At 44.2% G+C, this 23,908-nt stretch carries 24 protein-coding genes and 2 tRNA genes; 24 read left to right on the top strand and 2 right to left on the bottom strand.

Going from position 1 to position 23,908, the window contains the following annotated elements:
- Positions 1-79 precede the first annotated feature (79 nt).
- The 8 genes from spoVT (at position 80) to ACI35L_RS08255 (ending at position 6,127) form a co-directional block, all read left to right on the top strand.
- Positions 80-616 (top strand): stage V sporulation protein T, encoded by a 537-nt coding sequence (spoVT, locus tag ACI35L_RS08290; RefSeq protein WP_049672604.1) that lies wholly within the window; start codon positions 80-82, stop codon positions 614-616.
- A gap of 141 nt (positions 617-757) precedes the next feature.
- On the top strand, positions 758-2,362 hold the full coding sequence (locus ACI35L_RS08285) for a putative polysaccharide biosynthesis protein (RefSeq protein ID WP_439802645.1): 1,605 nt from the start codon (positions 758-760) through the stop codon (positions 2,360-2,362).
- Between the two features lie 18 nt (positions 2,363-2,380).
- Complete coding sequence (gene mazG / locus ACI35L_RS08280; protein ID WP_439802644.1) at positions 2,381-3,844, top strand: nucleoside triphosphate pyrophosphohydrolase; 1,464 nt, start codon at positions 2,381-2,383, stop codon at positions 3,842-3,844.
- A gap of 20 nt (positions 3,845-3,864) precedes the next feature.
- Positions 3,865-4,125, top strand: a complete 261-nt coding sequence (locus ACI35L_RS08275; RefSeq protein WP_049672601.1) for an RNA-binding S4 domain-containing protein — start codon at positions 3,865-3,867, stop codon at positions 4,123-4,125.
- Between the two features lie 70 nt (positions 4,126-4,195).
- Positions 4,196-4,501 (top strand): sporulation protein YabP, encoded by a 306-nt coding sequence (gene yabP / locus ACI35L_RS08270; RefSeq protein ID WP_049672600.1) that lies wholly within the window; start codon positions 4,196-4,198, stop codon positions 4,499-4,501.
- On the top strand, positions 4,498-5,154 hold the full coding sequence (gene yabQ / locus ACI35L_RS08265) for a spore cortex biosynthesis protein YabQ (protein WP_439802643.1): 657 nt from the start codon (positions 4,498-4,500) through the stop codon (positions 5,152-5,154). Before yabP ends, yabQ begins: the two co-directional genes overlap by 4 nt.
- A gap of 14 nt (positions 5,155-5,168) precedes the next feature.
- On the top strand, positions 5,169-5,543 hold the full coding sequence (locus ACI35L_RS08260) for an FtsB family cell division protein (protein WP_049672598.1): 375 nt from the start codon (positions 5,169-5,171) through the stop codon (positions 5,541-5,543).
- 119 nt (positions 5,544-5,662) lie between these two features.
- Positions 5,663-6,127 carry a S1 domain-containing RNA-binding protein gene (locus tag ACI35L_RS08255; RefSeq protein WP_049672597.1) on the top strand — a complete coding sequence of 155 codons (465 nt, stop codon included), beginning with the start codon at positions 5,663-5,665 and terminating at the stop codon, positions 6,125-6,127.
- A 141-nt stretch (positions 6,128-6,268) separates the two neighbouring features.
- Here the strand turns inward: ACI35L_RS08255 and ACI35L_RS08250 are convergent.
- Both ACI35L_RS08250 and ACI35L_RS08245 read right to left on the bottom strand, forming a co-directional pair.
- Positions 6,269-6,340: transfer RNA gene (locus tag ACI35L_RS08250), tRNA-Glu, on the bottom strand.
- Positions 6,341-6,353: 13 nt separating this feature from the next.
- A tRNA-Met gene (locus ACI35L_RS08245) sits at positions 6,354-6,430 on the bottom strand.
- Between the two features lie 307 nt (positions 6,431-6,737).
- Between ACI35L_RS08245 and spoIIE the strand changes: the two genes are divergently transcribed.
- The 16 genes from spoIIE to lysS all read left to right on the top strand — a co-directional run bounded on the left by spoIIE (position 6,738) and on the right by lysS (position 23,584).
- A complete protein-coding gene (spoIIE, locus tag ACI35L_RS08240; protein WP_049672596.1) occupies positions 6,738-9,221 on the top strand; it encodes a stage II sporulation protein E in 2,484 nt (827 codons plus the stop codon).
- A gap of 86 nt (positions 9,222-9,307) precedes the next feature.
- Entirely contained in the window at positions 9,308-10,045 is a 738-nt protein-coding gene (locus ACI35L_RS08235; RefSeq protein WP_049672595.1) for a vWA domain-containing protein, read from the top strand.
- A gap of 19 nt (positions 10,046-10,064) precedes the next feature.
- The gene (locus ACI35L_RS08230; protein WP_231589562.1) at positions 10,065-10,982 is read left to right on the top strand and encodes a serine/threonine protein kinase; all 918 of its coding nucleotides are present in this window, start codon (positions 10,065-10,067) and stop codon (positions 10,980-10,982) included.
- Between the two features lie 127 nt (positions 10,983-11,109).
- The gene (tilS, locus tag ACI35L_RS08225; protein ID WP_049672593.1) at positions 11,110-12,525 is read left to right on the top strand and encodes a tRNA lysidine(34) synthetase TilS; all 1,416 of its coding nucleotides are present in this window, start codon (positions 11,110-11,112) and stop codon (positions 12,523-12,525) included.
- A complete protein-coding gene (gene hpt, locus ACI35L_RS08220; protein WP_049672592.1) occupies positions 12,522-13,067 on the top strand; it encodes a hypoxanthine phosphoribosyltransferase in 546 nt (181 codons plus the stop codon). Before tilS ends, hpt begins: the two co-directional genes overlap by 4 nt.
- A 136-nt stretch (positions 13,068-13,203) precedes the next feature.
- On the top strand, positions 13,204-15,189 hold the full coding sequence (gene ftsH, locus ACI35L_RS08215; protein ID WP_439802642.1) for an ATP-dependent zinc metalloprotease FtsH: 1,986 nt from the start codon (positions 13,204-13,206) through the stop codon (positions 15,187-15,189).
- Positions 15,190-15,271: 82 nt separating this feature from the next.
- The gene (locus tag ACI35L_RS08210; protein ID WP_049672590.1) at positions 15,272-16,039 is read left to right on the top strand and encodes a type III pantothenate kinase; all 768 of its coding nucleotides are present in this window, start codon (positions 15,272-15,274) and stop codon (positions 16,037-16,039) included.
- Positions 16,040-16,074: 35 nt separating this feature from the next.
- Entirely contained in the window at positions 16,075-16,953 is an 879-nt protein-coding gene (hslO, locus tag ACI35L_RS08205) for an Hsp33 family molecular chaperone HslO (protein WP_049672589.1), read from the top strand.
- A gap of 18 nt (positions 16,954-16,971) precedes the next feature.
- Positions 16,972-17,832 carry a peptidylprolyl isomerase gene (locus ACI35L_RS08200; protein ID WP_049672588.1) on the top strand — a complete coding sequence of 287 codons (861 nt, stop codon included), beginning with the start codon at positions 16,972-16,974 and terminating at the stop codon, positions 17,830-17,832.
- A 125-nt stretch (positions 17,833-17,957) separates the two neighbouring features.
- Positions 17,958-18,884, top strand: a complete 927-nt coding sequence (gene cysK, locus ACI35L_RS08195) for a cysteine synthase A (RefSeq protein ID WP_049672587.1) — start codon at positions 17,958-17,960, stop codon at positions 18,882-18,884.
- A gap of 132 nt (positions 18,885-19,016) precedes the next feature.
- On the top strand, positions 19,017-19,850 hold the full coding sequence (gene folP, locus ACI35L_RS08190; RefSeq protein ID WP_049672586.1) for a dihydropteroate synthase: 834 nt from the start codon (positions 19,017-19,019) through the stop codon (positions 19,848-19,850).
- Positions 19,843-20,211, top strand: a complete 369-nt coding sequence (gene folB / locus ACI35L_RS08185; RefSeq protein WP_049672585.1) for a dihydroneopterin aldolase — start codon at positions 19,843-19,845, stop codon at positions 20,209-20,211. The genes folP and folB overlap by 8 nt, the downstream gene beginning before the upstream one ends.
- Positions 20,208-20,732, top strand: a complete 525-nt coding sequence (folK, locus tag ACI35L_RS08180; protein WP_439802641.1) for a 2-amino-4-hydroxy-6-hydroxymethyldihydropteridine diphosphokinase — start codon at positions 20,208-20,210, stop codon at positions 20,730-20,732. The genes folB and folK overlap by 4 nt, the downstream gene beginning before the upstream one ends.
- Positions 20,684-20,893: a helix-turn-helix domain-containing protein gene (locus ACI35L_RS08175; protein WP_049672583.1), complete on the top strand. Its 210-nt coding sequence runs from the start codon at positions 20,684-20,686 to the stop codon at positions 20,891-20,893. Before folK ends, ACI35L_RS08175 begins: the two co-directional genes overlap by 49 nt.
- Before the next feature lie 33 nt (positions 20,894-20,926).
- Positions 20,927-21,925 carry a tRNA dihydrouridine synthase DusB gene (gene dusB / locus ACI35L_RS08170; protein WP_049672582.1) on the top strand — a complete coding sequence of 333 codons (999 nt, stop codon included), beginning with the start codon at positions 20,927-20,929 and terminating at the stop codon, positions 21,923-21,925.
- A 177-nt stretch (positions 21,926-22,102) separates the two neighbouring features.
- Positions 22,103-23,584, top strand: coding sequence for a lysine--tRNA ligase (gene lysS / locus ACI35L_RS08165; RefSeq protein ID WP_439802640.1), 1,482 nt, complete (start codon positions 22,103-22,105; stop codon positions 23,582-23,584).
- Positions 23,585-23,908: the final 324 nt, after the last annotated feature.

Raw genomic sequence — 23,908 nt, 5'->3', positions numbered from 1 at the left:
AAGCATCGGCGGCATTTTCGTCAAATGGCAGCAGGACGTGTCGCAAAAAACAAACCCGATGAAAGAGAGGCAACACAGAATGAAAGCAACAGGTATTGTTCGTCGCATTGATGATCTAGGACGCGTTGTTATTCCTAAAGAAATTCGGAGAACACTCCGAATCCGTGAGGGAGATCCTTTGGAAATTTTTGTGGATAGAGACGGAGAAGTAATCCTTAAAAAATATTCTCCAATCAGTGAGCTTGGAGATTTCTCTAAAGAATATGCGGAAGCATTATATGATAGCCTTGGCAACCCAGTATTAATCTGTGACCGTGATACATACATCGCTGTAGCGGGAGGCTCTAAGAAGGAATTCTTGAACAAGGCAATCAGTGATTCTGTTGAAAAAATCATGGAAGATCGCAACTCTGTACTTATCACTCAAAAAGGAACTGTTTCCTTGGTTGATGGCGCAGATGAAGACGTGGCTTCATACACAATCGCTCCTATCGTAGCGAATGGTGATCCAATCGGTGCCGTTGTTATTTTTGCAAAAGAAGCAACTGTTGGTGAAATCGAATTAAAAGCGATTGAAACAGCTGCAAGCTTCCTTGCAAAACAAATGGAACAATAATTAAGATTATTGTATGATGGGCAATCAAAAGATCTGTTTTGAGTAAAACGGGATCTTTTGATTGCCCTTTTTTTATGGATTCATAAAGGTTTAGGTGTATATGGTATAATACATGAAACAGATTAAAGAGGTGTACGTTTGATGGACAGGGAATATGGGGCATCGCGCACGATTGCGCGAGGAGCAGCCGTCTTGGCGGCCGCAGCCATTTTTGTGAAAGTACTGAGCGCGGTTTATCGTGTTCCCTTTCAGAATATTGCTGGTGATGAGGGATTCTATATTTACCAGCAGGTCTATCCAATCTACGGCATTATCGTTGTTCTGGCTACATACGGATTTCCTGCTGGTATCTCAAGTATGCTGGCATCACAGGATTCTGGAGGAAGGGGAGGTCATAAGCAGCTTATAACCGCTTCTCTCCTTTGGATATCCATATTCGGCTTGCTCGGCTTTACTCTCCTTTATATGGGTGCTGAGGAGATTGCTCTTCTCATGAATGATCTTCAGCTCGTCCCCTTGATACAAGTAGTAGCTGTTTCTATGCTTTTACTTCCGTTGATTTCCTGTGTGAGGGGGCTCTATCAATCGAGCGGGAATATGCTGCCTACAGCATACTCGCAAACAATCGAACAAATTGTCAGGGTGTCGGTCATCTTAATTGGCTCCTTTATCTTAATGGAGAGGGGCTTCTCCCTTTATGCAGTTGGTAGAGGAGCTATGATGGGGTCTGTTTATGGAGGTCTTGCAGCAACGGTCATTTTGCTCTACTTTGTCATAAAAGACCGGGATCGGCATTTTCCGCTGCAATGGCCGTCCTATGAGATATTTCTTCAATCTGGGAGGATTCTCCTGTTTCAAGGGCTGGCGTTTTGTCTAAGTAACATGTATATCCTGCTTTTGCAACTCGTAGATTCCTTCCAGCTGTATGCTGCTCTTATCGACCAAGGTATTCTTTCGCAAGATGCCAAGGTGTTAAAAGGTACATATGACAGGGGGCAGCCATTGATCCAAGTTGGGCTGGTCATTACGACCTCTTTGGCTTTATCAATGGTGCCTGTTCTGTCCTCATTGAGAAAACAGAAGGCGGTAGAAGAATTAAAGAGGATGTGCCGGCTTGCAATCAAGGTAAGTGCTGCAATTGGACTTGCAGCAGCAGTTGGGCTTACGGCAATATTAAGCTCGGTGAATGTAATGCTATTTAAGGATGATCAAGGCAGGGATGCGTTAATCATTATTGCCTTCATGATTGTGTTTGCTTCAGTGGCCATCACCTCAGCAACAATTCTGCAGACATTGGGGCGCATAAAGGCCTCTATCATCGTGGTTGGCTTGTCTGTTGGGCTGAAAGCTGTGATGAATCCGCTGTTTATTGCGGATGGAGGCATTGAAGGAGCAGCTTGGTCCAGTTTGGCAGCAACAGCCTTTGGGGCAGCTGCCCTGCTTATCCTGGTTGGCAGGGAGCTATCTGGGGAGATGATAAGCATACGGCAGATGGCGATCACAGCAACAGCCGCACTCGCCATGTTCGGAGCCTTAGCTGGATACACATTCCTCTTCTCTATCATCTTTGAAGGATATTTGGCGTCAAGATGGCTGTCTGCCATTCATGCATTAAGTGCCGTTCTTCTTGGGGTGGTAGTTTATCTCCCAGTTTTGGTTAAAATGAAATTATTCAGCAGGGAAGAGCTATTGTTGATTCCTTTAGGAGACCGGCTGGTCCGGTTGCTGCCGCGTGAGAAAAATTAAGTTAGGAGCACAAGTTTAATGAGTCATCATATTACCATTATTGGTTTGGGAGCGGGAGAGCTTGAACAGCTTCCGCTCGGGATCTACCGGTTGTTAAAGAATACATCCTTATTGTATGTCCGAACAATGGAGCATCCGGTATTGAAGGAGCTTTCTTTAGAGGGACTTTCGATTGAGAGCTTTGATGCTGTCTATGAGAAGCATGACCAATTCGAGGACGTATACGAAGAGATTGCGGAAACGCTATTGCAAAAAGCTTTATCAGAGGATGTCATATATGGGGTTCCGGGTCATCCGTTAATTGCGGAAATGACGGTACAGCTTCTTCTCTCAAAAGGGAGTGAACGGGGGATTGATGTCGTCATCAAGGGAGGACAGAGCTTCCTTGACCCTATGTTTACAGCGATTAAGGTTGACCCAGTAGAGGGCTTCCAGTTTCTTGATGGCACGAGCCTGTCTGTTATAGATCTGAATACGCGTCAGCATATCATCATCAGTCAGGTGTATGATGCTTTTATCGCCTCAGAGGTAAAGCTGACGCTGATGGAACGTTATCCGGATAATCATCAAGTATGCCTTGTAACAGGAGCCGGCATGAGCTCGGAACAGGTAAAATGGCTGCCGCTATATGAATTAGACCGGGAGATGGAGCTGAGCAATCTGACATCAGTCTATGTGTCGCCGTTGTCTGCTCCTGAGCAGCAATTTAAGGAGTTCTGGAAGCTTAGGGAGATCATTGACCGCCTCAGGGCTCCGGATGGCTGTCCATGGGACCGTGCCCAGACACATATTACCTTGAAGAAATATTTAATAGAGGAAGCCTATGAGCTCATAAATGCCATCGACCAGGACGATATAGATAATATCATTGAGGAGCTGGGCGATGTTCTTCTTCAAGTAATGCTCCATGCAAAAATCGGCGAGGATGACGGCTTCTTCTCGATTGATGATGTGATTGAGTCCATCTCTGATAAGATGGTCAGAAGGCATCCGCATGTCTTCGGAGATGCTTCCGCCCATACGCCGGAGGATGTGGAGAAGACATGGCAGGAGGTAAAGAAAACTGAAAAGGATGAGAAGGAGTCCTTGTTTAATGGTTTGAATGAGAGCCTTCCGAAGCTCATGCAGGCAGAGGAGATTCAGAAGCGTGCGTCCAAGGTAGGATTTGACTGGGATGATGTCAGCCCTGCCTGGGAGAAGGTTCTGGAGGAACTGCAAGAGTTCAAGTCAGAGCTTGACCACCCAGAGCGCAATCTGGTTAAAATGGCAGATGAGTTCGGAGATGTCCTTTTTGCCTGTGTTAATGTGGCAAGGCTTGCGGGCATTGACCCTGAGCTTGCCTTGCATGGGACAAATAATAAGTTCCGAAACCGTTTTGAGTTTGTGGAACGCTGTGTAAGGGAATCAGGAAAAGGCTGGTCAGATTTCAGCCTGGCTGAGCTTGACCATTTCTGGGATCAAGCCAAGCAGCAGGGGATATAAAGAGTTAGGAGGAAACAACAATGAGGCTGGATAAATTCTTGAAGGTGTCACGAATCATTAAAAGACGCTCTGTGGCAAAGGAAGTGGCCGACCAAGGGCGTATTAAAATAAATGGAAAAGAATCGAAAGCTTCTGCTGATGTGAAGGTCGGTGATACACTTGAAATTCGCTTTGGCCAAAAGGTCCTTACGGCAAAGGTAGAGAAATTAGTAGAGACAACGAAAAAAGACGAGGCTGCCGGAATGTATTCCATTATCGGTGAGGAGCGGATTACCGAGTAAGAGAAGCTTGGTCTAATTTATCCCGATTTATCATACACTTTTACAAAATGTTTGATAATGGGGGATAAGAATGAGCCAATATTATGAATCAAATCAAGCAGGCAAAAATGCCGCACCTGACCATGATATAAGCATGAAGGGCCGCAAGCTTTTGGATATAACAGGCGTCAAGCAAGTGGAGAGCTTTGATAATGAGGAATTCTTGCTTGAGACTGTTATGGGCTTCTTGGCAGTTAGAGGCCAAAATCTCCAAATGAAGAACCTCGATGTCGATAAGGGAATTGTCTCTATTAAGGGAAAGGTATATGAAATTACCTATCTTGATGAGAACGGCGGGGAGAAAGCTAAAGGGTTCTTTGGCAAGTTGTTCAAATGAGTCTTGATACCCAATTTGTGACGCTCTTGTCCATGATTGCAATGGGCTTGAGCTTTGGGGCGGCCTTTGACACGTATAATCGATTCCTGAAAAGGGCGAAGAGAGCCCTTTGGATCGTGTTCATTCATGATGTCTTATTCTGGTGTATGCAGGCACTGTTGATTTTCTTTGTTCTTTTTAAAGCTAATGCAGGTGAATGGCGCTTCTATATTGTACTGGCTCTCTTGTGCGGCTATTCAGCCTATCAGGCCCTATTCAAAGGGTTATATAAAAAAGTGCTCGAGGGAGCGATTCATCTTGTGCTTGAGACGATTCATTTCTTTGTTCGTTTAGGGGACATGCTGTTGCTCAAGCCAGTGAAGGGAATAATCATGCTATTGGCCGGGACCGTTCTCTTCATCTTGAAAATGGCAGCAAAATTAGCGAATGGAATATTTATGCTTGCTTTGATGATTTTAAAGGCCTTATTATCAATAGTAAGAGTAGTATGCTGGCCGTTGTTCCGTTTGGCCGCAATTATATGGAGAATCATGCCTATGGTCCTGCGCCGGCCGTGTGAAAAGTTTTTTTCAAAAATGGCAGGGATTATCGCGGGTATGAAGAATAGTATCATTGTATTCTATGATAGGTGGATAAACAGGTCATCTGAATGAAGGAGGACAAGGAAATGGGTGCGCTTGATAAGAAAAAGAAAAATATCTCTCAAATCGACTCACCATATGTTCAATATCAAGAGAAACGGACCCAGTCCTTTGAGCGGAAGAGATTGGGACTGGCAAGAAGACTGATGTTCTTCATGCTTTTTGCCGTTATTTCAACCGGCATTGTTTTGGCTACGCTCTATTCTCAGAAATCTGCCCTGAAGGACAAAGAGGCCCAAAAGCAAGAGCTTAAGGAGCAATTATCCAGTTTGCAGAAGGAAGAGGAACAATTGAAGGAAGAAATCATAAGGCTGAATGATGATGAATACATCGCGAAGCTTGCCCGTAAGGAGTATTTCCTTTCGGATGACGGTGAGATTATTTTCAACCTTCCAGAATAATGAAGGGTCACGAAATTACCCTCACGTTGACACGAATTTTTTACAGGGATTATAATATATAGGGAAGTATTTCTATACTCTATTATTTTTTTAATTTCTTAAGGAGGAGCATTTTTTTTATGTCAATCGAAGTAGGCAGCAAGTTACAAGGTAAGGTAACAGGAATTACCCATTTCGGAGCGTTTGTTGAGCTGCCCGAAGGTTCAACAGGATTAGTCCACATTAGTGAAGTGGCTGATAACTATGTTAAAGATATCAACGATCACCTTAAAGTGGGTGACCAAGTTGAAGTAAAAGTCATCAACGTCGAAAAGGACGGAAAAATTGGTCTATCCATCAAGAAGGCTGTTGAGAAGAAAGAAAGCGAAGCACCATCTTCTTATCAGCAACGTCCAAGAAGAAACAACGACTTCCGTGGCGGACGCGGTGATAACCGCGGTGGAAGAGGAAATGATTCTAGACCGCCACGCGAGAATTTTGAACAAAAAATGGCCCGCTTCTTAAAAGATAGTGAAGAGCGTATGTCATCTCTTAAACGGAATACAGAATCCAAACGAGGTGGCAGAGGAGGAAGACGCGGCTAAACCTTGCTGCTGAAACAAACTGGCAATTTTATATAACAGACCGGCTGATTAGCCGGTCTGTTTTTGTATACACAGGAGATTTGGTGAAAGGCGCACAAAAAAGCCGAGGAACGCATTCCTCGGCTTTTATCTATATAAAAATGACCCCTACGGGATTCGAACCCGTGTTACCGCCGTGAAAGGGCGGTGTCTTAACCGCTTGACCAAGGGGCCATATATAAAAAATTGGTAGCGGCGGAGGGGATCGAACCCCCGACCTTACGGGTATGAACCGTACGCTCTAGCCAGCTGAGCTACACCGCCATATTTTTAAACACAAAAAGTATCTTACAATCTTCCTGTCTCTTTGTCAACGATTTAAAAATTATCCGCAATTATCAGATTATTACAGTTAAATTAATGGCAAATTCTTGCCTGTTCCCTTCATTCTTACACATCTTTCAAGCAAAAGATGATCATTGCCCGTCAACGGCACATGCTTTATGTTTGGTTTTGCCCATTCGCAAGGAATGCCGTCGAAGACTTTTTCTCTCTCCATCCTTCAATATGACAAATTAATGAGCTTGTCCACTCTATAATGAGAGACATCACTAGTTAGGGGAGTGAAACAATGAGTAAAGTAGAAAACAATCAAATGCTTGGATCAGTAACAGATGTTCAATATAATCCTGAGAAGTGGAATCCGGTTAATCTTATTGGCAAATATACGGCCAAAGTTGAAGATATATTCATTAGACAGGGGTATATACTCGTTGTTCTGGGCTTCCTGCTGGGGAGGGCGCTCATTCTCTCTCAGCTTACCCCATTCTCACTGCCGTTCTTTGCGGCGGTTTACATGATGAAAAGAGAGCGATCACCGCTTGTGATGGTGTCGGCCATCGGAGGAGCATTAACGGTATCCTGGACAGCTGGATTAAGCCTGTTCGCCTCCTGTGCTTTATTTCTCCTTCTTTATAAGCTGCGTCAGCCCTCGGTGGAGAACCAATTTAAACTGGTCGGCGTTTATGTCCTCATAGCCCTCGGCATCTCAAGTGCGACAGAACGGTATTTAAAATATATGAAGTTTGAAATCTACGACGCCATGATGGTTGGAGTAGAGGCAGGACTTGCACTGATCTTAACGTTAATCTTTATTCAATGTATACCCTTGATTTCCGTTCATAAGAGACCGCAATCCTTAAAAACGGAGGAAGTGATCAGCCTGATTATCATGCTGGCCTCCGTTATGACGGGAACGATTGGGTGGGCAATCTATGATGTGTCACTTGATCATATTCTGAGCCGGTATCTCGTCTTATTGTTTGCTGTCTCTGGCGGGGCATCCATAGGGTCGACTGTCGGCGTCGTGACTGGGCTTATCTTCAGTCTGGCTAATTTGTCTAGTCTATTTCAGATGAGTCTGCTCGCCTTTTCCGGACTTCTGGGAGGCTTATTAAAGGAAGGGAGAAAAATCGGCGTATCCTTAGGACTAATCATTGCGACGCTGCTGATAGGCCTATATGGTGAGGGCTCGCAAAACATATCCATAACCCTATATGAATCACTCATTGCTATTAGTTTATTTCTGCTTACCCCTGCCTCTATTATTGAGCGGGTCGCAAAGCATATACCCGGAACGGTCGAGCATGCCAATGAGCAGCAGCAATATGTCAGGAAGGTGCGAGATGTGACTGCCCAGCGGGTGAATCAGTTTTCATCCGTGTTTCTTGCATTATCTAATAGCTTCTCGAAAATGGAGGCGGAGACAACAAAAGAGGAGGATAGGGAGCGCGATATGGACTACTTCCTCAGCAATGTCACAGAAAAGACATGCCAAACATGCTTTAAGAAGGATTATTGCTGGGCGAAGAATTTCGATTACACATATGGGATGATGAGTGATTTAGTCCAAGATCTTGAAGAAGAGCCGGCTCAAGTCTCGCAGCAGACGGCGCGGGAATGGAAGAAGTTCTGCACGCGGTATGACAAGGTGACAGAAGCGATGCTTCAGGAGATATCCTATTTCAATGCCAATCAGAAGCTGAAGAAGCAGGTGAAGGAGAGCAGGAGGCTGGTTGCAGATCAGCTTCAAGGTGTTTCGAAGGTAATGGAGGACTTCGCTAAGGAAATTACTAAGGAACGCGAGAATCTTCATATCCATGAGGAGCAATTAATGGACTCCATTCGATCATTCGGATTGGACATCCACCAAATGGAAATTTATTCTCTTGAACAGGGGAATATTGACATAGATATGCAGCTCAGTGATAACAAAGGAAGTGAAGTGGGAGAGAAACTGATTGCACCGATGCTATCCGACATATTGGGCGAACATATTATTATGCATAAGGAGGAAAAGGGGCCTTTCCAAAGAGGGATTTGCCGGCTGACTTTCCGTTCGGCAAAACGATATGCAGTTGTGACAGGAGTGGCTCACGCGGCAAAAGGAGGCGGGCTCGTATCCGGAGACAGCTATAAAATGATTGATATTGGAAAAGGGAAATATGCCATTGCCATAAGTGACGGCATGGGTAATGGCCAGAGGGCACATAATGAGAGTACGGAAACCCTGCAGCTTTTACAAACCATTCTTGAATCAGGCATTGAAGAAAAGGTGGCGATTAAATCCATCAATTCCATCCTTTCATTACGGACGACAGATGAAATCTTCTCGACGCTGGATTTGGCCATGATTGATTTGCAGGATGCAAATATTAAATTTCTAAAGGTCGGTTCCACGCCGAGTTTCATTAAACGAGGACAGCAAGTGACGAAAATACAATCGAATAATTTGCCGATAGGCATTATTAAAGAATTTGACGTAGATGTCGTGAATGAACAGCTGAAGGCAGGCGATCTGCTTGTCATGATGAGTGATGGTATTTTCGAAGGGCCGAAGCATGTAGAGAATTACGAAGCATGGATGAACAGGAAAATACGAGAAATCAAGACAGAGGACCCTCAAGAGGTGGCAGACATTATATTGGAGGAGGTTATTCGAACAAGCTCTGGCCGAATAGAGGATGATATGACAATTGTTGTTGCCCAAATAAAGCATAATATACCGAAGTGGTCCAGCATCCCTATGGGAATGCGGAGAAAAAAGGCGCAATAGTCCCTGAAAATCCCTTCAAAGACCGTATAAAGCGCCATTTAATAGGCGAAGATGATGATAACATACGAGTATTGGAGGGTAATGGGATGAAGACAGGTACAGTGAAGCAGATTCTCCTGCTGACGGATGGCTGCTCTAATCAGGGGGAGAATCCAGCGGCCATGGCAGCTTTGGCACGGGAGGAAGGATTGGTTGTCAATGTGATTGGTGTGATGAGCAAGGATATCATTGATGAACGGGCGATGGGTGAAATTGAACAGATTGCCATTGCCGGCGGCGGAATTCATCAAATTGTCTATGCTGAACAGCTATCTCAAACCGTGCAAATGGTCACAAGGAAAGCTATGAATGAAACCATTCAGGGGGTAGTCAATAAAGAGCTTCAGCAGATTCTTGGGAATCAGGTAACGCTAGAGGAGCTGCCTCCTGAAAAGCGGGGAGAAATCATGGAGGTTGTTGAGGACCTTGGTGAAACAGTAAGAATGGAAGTTCTTGTTCTGGTTGATACGAGCGCAAGCATGAAGCATAAGCTTCCCACGGTCAAGGAAGCGCTGATTGACCTATCGATCAGTCTAAATGCCCGGAGCGGCGATAATCAGTTTGCCGTTTACATATTTCCCGGGAAAAGGGCAGAAGCGGAATTAGTGCTTGATTGGTCACCAAGAGTAGAATCACTATCCAAGATATTCGAAAAGCTAACAACAGGCGGAATCACACCGACCGGCCCTGCTATTAGGGAAGCAATTAGGCACTTTAAAGACAAATCATCTTTAAGGAGATTGGTGAACGAAGATGACGAGTCATACCGCGAAGAGACCATGTAGTTTCCAGATAGGGACTTTCATGACGGGCAAATGGCACCATAACCGCTACGAGTTGCGAAAGGAATTAGGATATGGGGCCAATGGAATTGTTTACCTGGCCCAATCTGTGCGAGGAACTGTCGCAGTAAAGTTCAGTGATAACAATGCCACGATTGCCTCTGAAGTGAATGTATTAAAATCATTTGCAAAGGCCCAAGGGGATTCCCTCGGGCCTTCTTTAATAGATGTAGATGACTATGTAGTAAATGGCAAGATCTATCCTTTTTATGCGATGGAATTTATACAAGGGGATTCCCTCCTGGCATTCCTGAGAAAGCGGGGGAATGAATGGCTGAATGTCCTCTCCTTGCAGCTGCTTACCCAGCTGGAGAAATTGCATCAGCTAGGGTGGGTCTTTGGTGACTTGAAGCCGGAGAATCTGATTATTCAATGGCCCGAACAAAGAATCCGCTTTATTGATGTCGGCGGAACAACTCAGCAGGGCAGAGCAATTAAGGAATATACGGAATACTTTGATCGAGGATATTGGGGTCTTGGCGGAAGAAGGGCTGATCCGTCCTATGATTTATTCTCCTTAGCCATGATTATGATGACTGCAGCTTACGGAGGAAGAGTGCCAAAGAGAGAGGGCGGTCTAAAGGAGCTTCGCGAGAGAGTCAAGGACAAGAAAGAGCTCGCTGTAATCGAGCCTGTTCTCATGAAGGCATTTGCTGGCAAGTATGCGAGTGCTGGAGAGATGAAACGAGAGTTGGCAGCATATATGCAACGCCAGTCAAATAGGAGAAAGCATAGCGCGGTACAAACGAGCCGTATGCAAATGAGAAATGCTAAAGGCAAGAGTGGTCGTCGTAAGGGTGGGCGAATAGCAGAGACCTTGTTTCTCATTCTTCTTGTCACACTGTTATACGCAATCTATATGTTGGGGCTTGTTGTATAAGTTTATTATTTAAACAAATAATAAAGTGGAGTTTCTTGCCTGTTCATAAAGGAAAGTTTTTGGCAGCGTCCATACAAGAATGGTACGATAGTACATATTGAATTGATAAGGCAGGAAGGGATTACGCATGTTAGAGAAGCAGGTTACTGCTTTTATAAAGCAAAAACGGTTAATAGACCCCGGTGATTCGTGCTTAGTTGGGGTTTCAGGCGGTCCGGACTCGATTGCTTTATTGGCTTATATGAAGGAACTCATCCCGGAATATGGACTGACGATTATGGTTGCCCATGTTGATCATATGTTCAGGGGAGAGGAATCTTATAAAGACTACCAATATGTCGAGGAGATGTGTGCCAAATGGAATCTGCCCTTTAAAGGGACGAGAGTCAATGTACCGGATTATATTAAGCAGACAGGAAAAAATCCCCAACAGGCATCTCGGGATTGTCGATACGCGCATTATAAAGCTATAATGAAGGAATATTCGGTGAAAAAGCTTGTTCTGGCGCATCATCTAGACGACCAGGCCGAAACGGTCCTGATGAATTTAATCAGGGGGAGTACAGGTAAAGCGAGAATGGGGATACCTGTAAAAAGGTCTTTTGCCGGAGGAGAAATTATCCGGCCGTTCCTTGCTGTGACAAGACAGGAAATCATGGATTATTGTGAACGAATGAACCTGAATCCCCGTTTTGACCCAAGCAATGAAAAGGATCTATATACAAGGAACCGGTTCCGCAAATACATATTGCCACTCATTAAGCAGGAAAATGAACAGGCATTGAATCATATTCAACGTTTCTCTGAGGAAGTGGAGCAGGATGAGGATTATCTTCAAAGCCTTGCCCAGGAGAGATTTGAATCCCTTGGTATAGAGCGGGATAAGGACAAATGGATTGTCGAAATCCCCCGTCTTTCAGCAGTGCCAAAACCTTTACAAAGAAGGGTGATTCAACTAATATTAAACTATCTTTATCAAGTGAAACCTTATATGTTTTCATCCGTACATATAGATAGTATTCAATCCTTGCTTGTGGAATCTCATCCTTCCATCTCCTTGCAGTTGCCTCATGGCCTTCGAGTGACAAAGGCCTACGAACGGTTGCTTTTCCATTTTGGCGAGCTGCCCGTTTCGACCTTTTCCAATGAACTTTGTATACCTGGGCTGACGACGCTAGAGAATGGTTATGTGATTGAAACAGCATTATGGGACGGAGCTGCTGAAGAAATGCTTCAAGAATCAGCAGATGCCTGTACCATAACGATTGCGAAGGAAAGACTGCCCTTGCTTGTACGGAACAGGCGTGATGGAGACCGCTATCAGCCGAAGGGATTTGCAGGACATAAGAAGCTGAAGAAGCTTTTTGTCGAACGCAGAATTCCCATCCATTTACGTGATTCATGGCCGATTGTCACCGATAAGAACGGAGTCATCGTCTGGATACCGGGCTTGCAGCAGGTAAGTGCCGAATATTCGCCGAATGCTATAAATATCATGGTAAAGTATACTGAATTAAGCTCTTCTAGGAGGACAACTGAATGACAATCCACAATGACATAGAAAAGGTACTGATTTCCGAGGAGGAGATCCAAGGGAAAATCAAAGAGTTGGGCGCAATGCTCACAGAAGAATATAAGGATAAGAATCCGCTTGTAATCGGCGTGTTAAAAGGCGCAATGCCATTTATGACAGATTTGCTGAAGCATGTGGATAGCTATCTGGAAATGGACTTCATGGATGTTTCCAGCTATGGAAACTCAACTGTTTCATCCGGTGAGGTTAAGATTATCAAGGATTTAAATACATCTGTTGAAGGCCGTGACCTTCTTATTATTGAAGATATTATTGACAGCGGTTTGACCTTATCCTATTTAGTGGACTTATTCCGCTACCGTAAGGCTAAATCAATCAAGCTTGTTACTTTGCTTGATAAGCCGTCCGGCCGTAAAGCTGACATCACAGCAGATTATGCATGCTTCGATGTGCCGAATGAATTCGTTGTCGGCTATGGATTGGATTACATCGAGAAATATCGTAACCTTCCATATGTTGGAGTGCTTAAAAGAGAAGTTTATGAAGCATAAATTTAGGGATATAAATGATTAGAACACGTTTTATTTCAGCAAAATAGACGGGTCTATTATATTTATATAAAATAAATAAGTACCTAAATGCACTATAGCCAAATACTATTTAGTTTCCTTTGGGAGGAGGTTAGGGATGAACCGTATATTTAAAAATACCATATTTTACTTACTTATTTTTGTGGCGATCATAGGTGTCGTGAGTGTGTTTAACCAGAACTCCGAGCCTACCACACAAATGTCAAATACTGAGTTCATAAACAAACTCGAAGCTGGTGAGATCAAATCTGCCGACTTGCAGGTGGAAAATGGTGTATATGCAGTAACAGGCCAAGAAAAAGGCGCTAAGGAAGATGAGTTTTATGTAACATACATTCTTTCAGAGCAGGCAGGGAAAGTCACTGATCTGATTGATGACCAAGACATCGCTACTAATGTAAAAGGTGCCGAACAAACAAGCGCATGGGTAACATTCCTTACTTCCATGATTCCGTTTGTTATCATCTTGCTGCTATTCTTCTTCTTGTTGAATAATGCACAAGGCGGCGGAAGCCGAGTAATGAACTTCGGCAAAAGCAAAGCTAAGCTGTACAGCGAAGAAAAGAAAAAGGTTCGTTTCAAAGATGTGGCAGGAGCAGACGAAGAGAAGCAGGAGCTTGTCGAAGTCGTTGAGTTCTTGAAAGACCCTCGTAAATTCGCAGAGCTCGGTGCCAGAATTCCGAAGGGTGTCCTGTTAGTTGGACCTCCAGGGACTGGTAAAACCTTGCTTGCACGTGCAGTGGCTGGAGAAGCCGGCGTGCCGTTCTTCTCTATCAGTGGTTCTGACTTCGTTGAGATGTTCGTCGGTGTCGGTGCATCACGTGTTCGTGATTTGTTTGAAAATGCAAAGAAAAATGCTCCATGTATCATCTTCATTGATGAGATTGATGCAGTTGGACGCCAGCGTGGCGCAGGTCTTGGCGGCGGACATGATGAACGTGAGCAGACCTTGAACCAATTGCTAGTTGAAATGGATGGCTTCGGTGCTAATGAAGGCATCATCATCATCGCTGCGACTAACCGTCCAGACATCCTTGACCCGGCGTTATTGCGTCCAGGACGTTTCGACCGTCAAATCACGGTTGACCGCCCAGACCTAAACGGAAGGGAAGCAGTCCTTCGTGTTCATGCACAGGGCAAACCGCTTGCTGAGGATGTTGATCTTAAAGCGATTGCAATGAGAACACCTGGTTTCTCAGGAGCAGACCTTGAGAACTTGTTAAATGAGGCGGCGCTTGTTGCTGCCAGACAAGATAAGAAAGAAGTAGACATGAGCGATATCGATGAGGCAACTGACCGTGTTATTGCCGGTCCTGCTAAGAAGAGCCGTGTTATTTCCAAGAAGGAAAGAAACATCGTTGCCTTCCATGAATCCGGGCATACGGTTATCGGCCTTGTATTAGATGAAGCTGATATGGTTCATAAAGTGACAATCGTACCGCGCGGTCAAGCCGGCGGATATGCTGTTATGCTTCCTCGTGAAGACCGTTACTTCATGACGAAACCAGAGCTTTACGACAAGATTACCGGCCTATTAGGCGGACGTGTCGCAGAAGAAATCGTGTTCGGTGAAGTAAGTACAGGCGCTCACAATGACTTCCAGCGTGCAACAGGCATCGCTAGAAAGATGGTCACTGAATACGGCATGAGTGATAGACTCGGACCAATGCAGTTCGGTCATACACAAGGTCAAGTATTCCTTGGACGTGACATCAATAATGAACAAAATTACTCTGATAAGATTGCTTATGAGATTGATACAGAAATCCAAAACATCATCAAGACATGTTATGAGCGTGCCAAAACAATCCTTACTGAAAACCGCAGCAAGCTTGATTTAATCGCTAATACATTGCTTGAAGTAGAAACATTGGATGCAGAGCAAATTCGTCACTTAGCGGATTACGGTAAACTGCCTGAACGCAAGAAGGCGAATGGCGATGTAAAGGTGAACCTTTCCTCTAAGGAAAAATCACCTGTTGTCCATGAAGATATGACGAAAGAAGATGAGACGATCGCTGAGGGCAGGAAAGATGTACCTACTCCTCCAGACATGGAGACAGATGATCGCAATAAGCTATAAGAAAGAAGTGCCCCTTCATTGGGGCGCTTTTTTATTGCGCATGTTAAAATAAGGACATTCTAAGATAAGGTGAGGATAACAGATGCTGCTCGTTTTAGAAGTGGGGAATTCGAATATCTTGATAGGGGTTTATGAGGATGATTATTTGCGTTACCACTGGAGAATTGAAACGAATCAACGAAAAACCGAGGATGAGTACGGCCTAATTTTCTCTCAGTTATTTAGTCATTCGGGTGTCTCGGCTGAACAAATTGAAGGAATTATTATGTCCTCCGTTGTACCGCCGATTATGCCTGCCCTTATCAAGATGTGCTCAAAGTATTTTCATTTGGAACCGCTTGTGGTGGGACCGGGAATTAAGACAGGTCTTCATATTAAGTACGAAAATCCCCGTGAAGTCGGGAGTGATCGAATCGTCAATGCGGTGGCTGCCATAGAAGAATACGGGGCGCCAATCATCATTGTGGATTTTGGGACGGCAACCACGTATTGTTATGTTAATGAGCATCAACAATATATGGGTGGAGCCATTGCGCCTGGTATTGAAATCTCAATGGAAGCCCTTTTTGAGAGAGCCTCCAAATTGCCAAGGGTTGAAATCTTACGACCTGAAGGCATAATAGGGAAGACGACAGTTTCGGCCATGCAGGCAGGGATCTTGTATGGAGTCATCGGTCAGGTTGAGGGAATTGTCAACCGTATAAAGAAACAAAGTAAACAGCAACCTAAGGTTATTGCAACAGGAGTATGGGCAGATCTCATTGCCGGTGAGACAACAGTCATCGATGAGGTGGCGCCGTTCCTGACTTTGAAGGGGCTGCAAATCATATATAAGAAGAATCGGCCGTAGAGCCATTCTCTCGGAAAGCTAGGAAGGAGCTTAACATGAACGATTATTTAGTAAGAGCATTGGCCTATGAAGGGCAAGTAAGGGCATATGCCGTATCAACAACAGAAACAGTAGGAGAGGCGCAAAGACGCCATGATACATGGAGAACAGCATCTGCCGCCCTGGGAAGAGCGATGACTGCTGGTGTCATGATGGGGGCCATGCAAAAGGGTGACGCAAAGATTACGATCAGCATTGAGGGGAATGGACCGCTCGGCCCGATTATCGTGGATGCCAATGCAAATGGGGAAGTGCGCGGTTATGTCACAAATCCGCATGTTGATTTCGCATCTCGTGAAGGCGGGAAGCTTGATGTCCGCCGTGCAGTAGGTACAGAGGGAACGTTATCTGTCGTTAAGGATGTAGGGATGAAGGATAATTTCTCCGGAAGAGTACCTTTAGTCTCTGGTGAACTAGGCGAAGATTTCACCTACTATTTCGCCCTTTCTGAACAAACACCAAGCTCAGTTGGTGTTGGGGTTCTTGTAAATGGGGATGATACGATTGCCGTTGCAGGAGGATTCATTATCCAGCTGCTTCCGAATACAGATGATGCCGTGATTACGCAAATAGAGAATTCCTTAAATAATATGCCGTATATCTCTGAAATGCTGAAGGACGGGTTAAAGCCTGAGGAGATTCTCTATCGTATTCTTGGAGAGGAAAACGTGAAAGTATTGGATACGATGCCAATCAAGTTTGAGTGCCAATGCTCAAAAGACCGATACAGCAGGGCTATTATTGGACTCGGTAAAGAGGAAATTCAAGATATGATTGATACAGAGGGCGGCATAGAAGCTCAATGTCATTTCTGTAATGAAACATATGCCTTCACCACAGAAGAACTAGAAGAACTGAAAAAAGAAGCAAAGTAAGCTATTGGGGGAGTTGCTTTGTCTGTTAAACAGTGCTGGGCAATCATCGCAGGATTGATTTTGCTCAATATCTCGACGGTTCTATATTTTCTTTATGGCGGAACATCGAAGAATAACCTAGATGATACAGTAGCATCGGTAGGAGATGTGAATATTCAAAGAGCCGAATTGGCGGATAAGCTAGACCTATCCTATGGTCGTGAAACCTTGAGGAAAATGGTCAATGATGAGGTCATCCGCCAAATGGCTGATAAGAATGGTTTGTCTGTTACAAAAGAGGAAGTGGAGATGGAACGGCGCCTTCATCAATCGACCTATGGATATGGAAAAGAAGAAGGACGGGATGAGAAAAAGCTGATGGAGCAACTCAAGCTCTCTATTCTCTTTGAGAAAATCCTTACGAAGGATGTCCAAGTCGCCGCTGAGGAAATAGAGAGGTATTTGGATGAAAACAATAGCCTCTTCAATAAGCCGGATCTATACCATGTATCTCATATCATCGTTGAGAAGAAATCGGATGCAGAGAACATTATTAAGGATTTAAAGGCTGGGGCTGATTTTTCGGCCTTGGCTATGGAATATTCCCCGTCCGATCCAGAATACGATTTAGGGATGCTTTCTTTAGAGACAGATACCATACCAACAAGCTATAAAGTCTCCTTGAAGAATTTAAAGGCAGGTCAATGGAGTGAGCCTCATGAAGTAGATGAAGGCTACGCTGTTTTGTATGTTGAGGAGTTCATGGAAGGAAAGACATATACGGCAGAGCAGCTTGAGCCATATGTCAAACGGCGTATTGCCATGGAGCAGCTTGATGCGGTTGCTGCCGTCGATCTTTTTTGGGATGAAGTCGGGGTCAAATGGGTATATGAGCAATAGGATGATAGAACCAGAAAATGGTGTAAATGATGGTTGGCCCAGTGAATATTAGTTGACAGATAGGAAAAAAATAGCTAAATTGTATATAAAACATATGAAAATACTATGGATTAGGGGTGGATGAAGTGAGTAAGATAGCAAATAATGTGTCAGAGTTGATTGGGAACACACCAGTCGTGAAGTTGAACAAGATTGTAGAGGATGGTTCTGCTGAGGTTTATTTGAAACTAGAATACATGAATCCGGGCAGCAGCGTGAAAGACCGTATTGCTTTAGCTATGATTAATGATGCTGAAGAGAAGGGTCTATTGAAGCCTGATACGACAATTATTGAGCCGACAAGCGGGAATACAGGAATCGGTCTTGCATGGGTTGCGGCTGCAAAAGGCTATAAAGCCATTCTAGTCATGCCTGACACAATGAGCATTGAACGCCGTAATTTGCTGAAAGCTTATGGTGCTCAACTCATCCTGACTCCTGGTAAAGAAGGGATGAAGGGTGCCATCGCGAAAGCAACTGAGCTAGCTGAGCAAAATGGCTATTTCATGCCACAGCAATTCCAAAATGAAGCAAACCCAGAGGTTCACCGTCAAACAACAGGTAAAGAAATCGTTGAGCAAATGGGTGACCAGCTTGATGCCTTCATTTCAGGTATTGGTACAGGCGGAACAATTTCCGGTGCAGGTTCCGTACTTCGTGAAGCCTATAAAGATATCAAAATTGTCGCTGTCGAGCCGGCGGATTCTCCCGTATTATCCGGAGGATCACCAGGACCGCACAAAATTCAAGGAATTGGTGCAGGATTCGTTCCTGATACATTAAATACAGAAATCTATGATGAAATCATCAAAGTGGCAAATGAAGAAGCGTTCGAACAAGCAAGAAGAGCTGCGAAAGAGGAAGGTATCCTAGGAGGAATCTCTGCTGGGGCTGCTATCCATGCTGCGCTTCAGGTTGCGAAGAAACTTGGGGAAGGCAAAAAAGTTCTGGCGATCATTCCGGATAACGGAGAACGCTACTTGAGCACACCTCTTTATAACTTTGAAGATTAATAGAGATGAACGAAAAGAGGCGAAAGCCTCTTTTTTTTATTCACAACATTTCCATTCATGCCCATGAGTTATGGTATAGTGTTTTCCATAGAAGAAGTGTTAAGGGCATCTTAATAAAAGGAGTATTGGTAAATGGTGAATGTAATAGAATGCGGACCATATAAACTCGAGATGAGCGGCCGGACGCTCATCATGGGAATCCTAAATATGACCCCTGATTCCTTCTCTGATGGAGGAAGGTATAATGCGGTTGATACAGCGCTTGAGCGGGCGCGCCAGCTCATCCAAGACGGCGCAGACATCATTGATGTCGGGGGTGAGTCAACTCGTCCAGGATATGAGCAGATTTCGTCTGAGGAGGAAATTGAGCGGGTAGTTCCAATCATTGAGTGTTTGGCTCAGGAGGTGAATGTACCGATCTCCATTGATACGTACAAAGCTGATGTAGCCAGAGCCGCATTAAAAGCAGGTGCTCATATTATAAATGATATTTGGGGGGCAAAGGCTGACCCGGATATGGCGAAGGTAGCAGCAGATACAGGTGTTCCAATCATTCTCATGCATAATCGTGAAGCAAAGCCCTATCAGGATTTTATGCGAGATGCATTAAATGATTTATATGAGAGCATTCAGCTGGTGAAGGGAGCAGGCGTAAAGGATGAACAAATTATCCTTGACCCAGGCATTGGTTTTGCTAAGACTCTTGAAGAGAACCTGCTGATGATGAGAAACCTCCGTATCATTACAAGTCTCGGTTACCCAGTTTTACTTGGTACCTCCCGTAAATCAATGATTGGCCATACATTGCAATTGCCAGTTGAGGAGCGCGTTGAGGGAACTATTGCGAGTGTTTGTCTTGGAATTCAGCAAGGGTGCAGCATCATGCGTGTGCATGATGTGAAGGAGAATGCACGCGCAGCGAGGATGATGGATGCAATGTTAGGGAAGGTGAAGGTAAATGGATAAAATAATTCTTGAAAAGATGGAATTTTATGGATACCATGGTGTTTATCCAGAGGAAAATAAATTAGGCCAGCGCTATCGTGTTGATCTTACTGCTTACTTAGATCTTAAGCCGGCAGGACAGACAGATGATTTGAATAAATCGGTTAATTATGCTGAAATATACACGTTATGCAAAGAAATCGTAGAGGGCGAGCGCTTTGATTTAATCGAGGCGGTAGCTGAAAGAATTGCAGCTGGAGTGTTGACGCAGCATGAAATAATTCAAGCGTGTACTGTCAGAGTAATCAAGCCTGACCCTCCGATTCCCGGTCATTATCAATCAGTGGCTGTGGAAATTGAGAGAAAGCGTGAGTCAGCATGAATAGCGCCTATATCGGATTAGGTACGAATCTGGGGGATCGGGAAAGCTATTTAATGAACGCTATTGAAGAGCTATCCAGCCATCCCTCCAATCGGATTACGGCTGTATCCTCCATTTATGAGACCGATCCTTGGGGATATGAAGAACAAGGTAAATTCTTGAATATGGTTATTTGCCTTCAAACAGAGTTATCACCGCAAGACCTACTCGCATGCTGTATGTATGTTGAGAAGAAACTTGGCAGAAAACGGGAAATCAGATGGGGTCCAAGAACGATAGACCTTGACATTTTACTATATAATCAAGAGAATATTGTCACGGAAAACTTGATTATCCCGCACCCGCGAATTATGGAAAGAGCCTTTGTTGCCATTCCGCTCGTGGAACTTGATAAGGACATCACTCTGCCAAATATGGACAAACCGGTAAGGGAAGTCATGGACGATATCCCCGACAAAAAAGGGGTTCGAGTATGGAAGCAGAAAGATGGGGAAGGCGCATTCGGGCTTTCCGGAAATTAAAAGGTTTTACGCAAGAAGAATTCGCTAGGGAGCTTGGTGTATCCGTCTCCATGCTTGGGGAAGTGGAACGGGGAAACAGGAACCCGACAACAACCTTCTTGACGGATGTGGCGGAGCAGCTGGGGATTACGATGGAGGAATTGAAGCCTCCTGTTAAATAGATGAATAAAAACACGGATAGGGAGGTCATATTCATGCTGAAGATTGGGAACGTCGAAATGAAGAACCCGGTAGTGCTGGCTCCGATGGCTGGAGTATGTAATTCTGCCTTCCGTCTGACGGTGAAGGAATTCGGAGTCGGTCTTGTTTGTGCAGAAATGGTCAGTGACAAGGGAATTGTGTATGGCAACGAGAAGACTTTGAGCATGCTCTACATCGATGAGCGTGAAAAGCCGCTGTCCCTGCAGATTTTTGGTGGGGAGAAGGAATCTCTCGTTCAGGCTGCCCAGTTCGTTGACAAGAATACGAATGCAGACATTATTGATATTAATATGGGCTGCCCGGTTAATAAGATTATTAAATGTGAAGCAGGAGCCCGCTGGCTGTTGAATCCAGATAAGATCTATGAGATGGTTTCTGCGGTAGTCGATAAGGTAGAAAAGCCGGTTACGGTAAAGATGCGCATTGGCTGGGATGATAAACATATCCTCGTGGCAGAAAATGCGCAGGCTGTTGAAAGGGCTGGCGGAAGCGCTGTGGCTGTCCATGGACGTACACGCGTACAAATGTATGAAGGGCAAGCGAACTGGGATTACATCAAGCTTGCGAAGGAATCGGTCAATATTCCAGTCATCGGTAATGGTGATGTCCAAACTCCGCAGGATGCTAAACGCATGCTTGATGAGACAGGCTGTGATGGGGTCATGATTGGTCGTGCGGCGCTTGGGAACCCATGGATGATGTATCAGACGGTTAAATATCTCGAGAGCGGTATCCTGCTGCCAGAGCCCTCTGTACGCGAGAAAATGGACGTATGCGTGCTCCATCTAGACCGGCTGATTGCCCTGAAGGATGAATATATCGCTGTTCGCGAAATGAGAAAGCATGCCGCCTGGTATTTAAAGGGCGTGCAAGGCAGCGGGAAGATAAGGAAAGAAATTAATATTGTAGAGACACGCGACCAGCTTGTTGGACTGCTCTATGGACTTGTAGAAGACATTGAAGCAGAGGGTCAAGTAACGGAAGCTGTTTGATGATTTGACAGCCTTGCATCTAATTACTAAAATAAGCATGAATCATAAGCTGCCGGGTCCGTTCCGGCAGTTTTTCTGCTATTTTAAAAAATTCAAGTAGATACTGGTGTCTTATGGTGTTATTTTGTGTAAAATAAAAAACAGTATATAGCGATACAGAGATGGAGTGAGTAGTAAATGAGCGAAGAATTAAATGACCAGTTCCAGGTCAGACGTGATAAAATGGCGCGAATTGCTGAATTGGGCCTTGATCCATTCGGACAAAAATTCGTGCGTACACATTTGGCTCAAGAGATTATTACAGAGTTCAGCGAATTGGAAAATGAAGAGCTTGAAGCAAAGGGTATTGAAGTATCCATTGCCGGCCGTATTATGACCAAACGCGGAAAAGGGAAAGCTGGTTTTGCACACATTAAAGATGTTAGCGGCCAAATTCAAATTTATGTAAGAAAAGACGCAATCGGTGAGGATGCCTATGAGCTCTTTAAGATAGCTGACCTAGGCGATATCGTTGGTATTAAGGGGATAGTCTTTAAGACTAAAGTTGGCGAATTGTCCATCAAGGTCAATGAATTTACCTTCCTGACTAAATCCTTGCGCCCGCTGCCGGAGAAATACCATGGTCTTAAAGACATTGAGGAGCGCTACCGTAAACGCTATCTGGACTTGATTACAAGCGAAGAAAGCCAAAAGACCTTTATTGCAAGAAGCCGTATTATCCAAGCGATGAGACGTTACTTCGACGATAACGGCTTCTTGGAAGTGGAAACGCCAATGCTTCACTCCATTGCCGGCGGGGCATCTGCAAGACCTTTCGTAACGCATCATAATGCTCTTGATATGCCAATGTATATGCGTATTGCGATTGAGCTTCACTTAAAACGCCTTATTGTCGGCGGGTTAGAAAAGGTTTACGAAATTGGCCGTGTATTCAGAAACGAAGGTGTATCTACACGCCATAACCCTGAATTCACCATGCTTGAGCTTTATGAAGCTTATGCTGATTTCCATGACATTATGGACCTCACTGAGAATGTCATTGCTTACATTGCTGAAGAAGTACTTGGAACAACGACAATTCCATACGGTGAATATGAAGTAAATCTTGCGCCAAAATGGAAGAGACTTCATATGGTCGATGCAATAAAAGAATATGTTGGTGTAGACTTCTGGAAAGAGATGAGTGTAGAAGAAGCTCGTGCACTTGCGAAAGAGCATGATGTACAAATTACTGAATCTATGACAGTAGGCCATATCATCAATGAATTCTTCGAGCAAAAGATTGAAGAGAAATTGATTCAGCCTACATTCGTCTATGGTCATCCAGTTGAGATTTCTCCGCTAGCGAAGAAAAATGCAGAGGACCCTCGCTTTACAGATCGTTTTGAACTCTTTATCGTTGCGCGTGAGCACGCTAATGCCTTCACAGAGCTAAATGATCCTATCGACCAAAGACAACGCTTTGAAGCACAATTAAAAGAGCGTGAGCAAGGTAATGATGAAGCTCATATGATGGATGACGATTATATCGAAGCGTTAGAATATGGCATGCCGCCAACAGGCGGGCTCGGTATCGGCATCGACCGTCTCGTTATGCTGTTAACGAACTCTCCATCTATTCGTGACGTACTGTTATTCCCGCTTATGAGACATAAATAAGATACTTAAAAAGAGCCATGGAGACATGGCTCTTTTTTTATGTATATCCCCATAACATTTACCTTTTGCAACGAGTTTTATCTTATTAAATATTTTAAATAAATTAACTATAATTTTTTTCATAAATAACTATTGCAATATAAAATGACGGGTGATATATTTATATACGTCGCCGCTGACCTAAAGCGAACGACGAAAAAAAGAATAAAAAAGTTGTTGACACGGAAGACTGAACTTGGTAAGATAGTTAAGTCGCCAAAAACGACAACGAAGAAAATTGTTCTTTGAAAACTAAACAAAACGAAACGCTAAGCAAGTCTTAAA

The organism is Pradoshia sp., assembly GCF_051873915.1.
GTDB lineage: Bacteria > Bacillota > Bacilli > Bacillales > Pradoshiaceae > Pradoshia.
The sequence above is the reverse complement of the archived record's forward strand: the minus strand, read 5'-3'. Positions and strand labels throughout refer to the sequence as shown.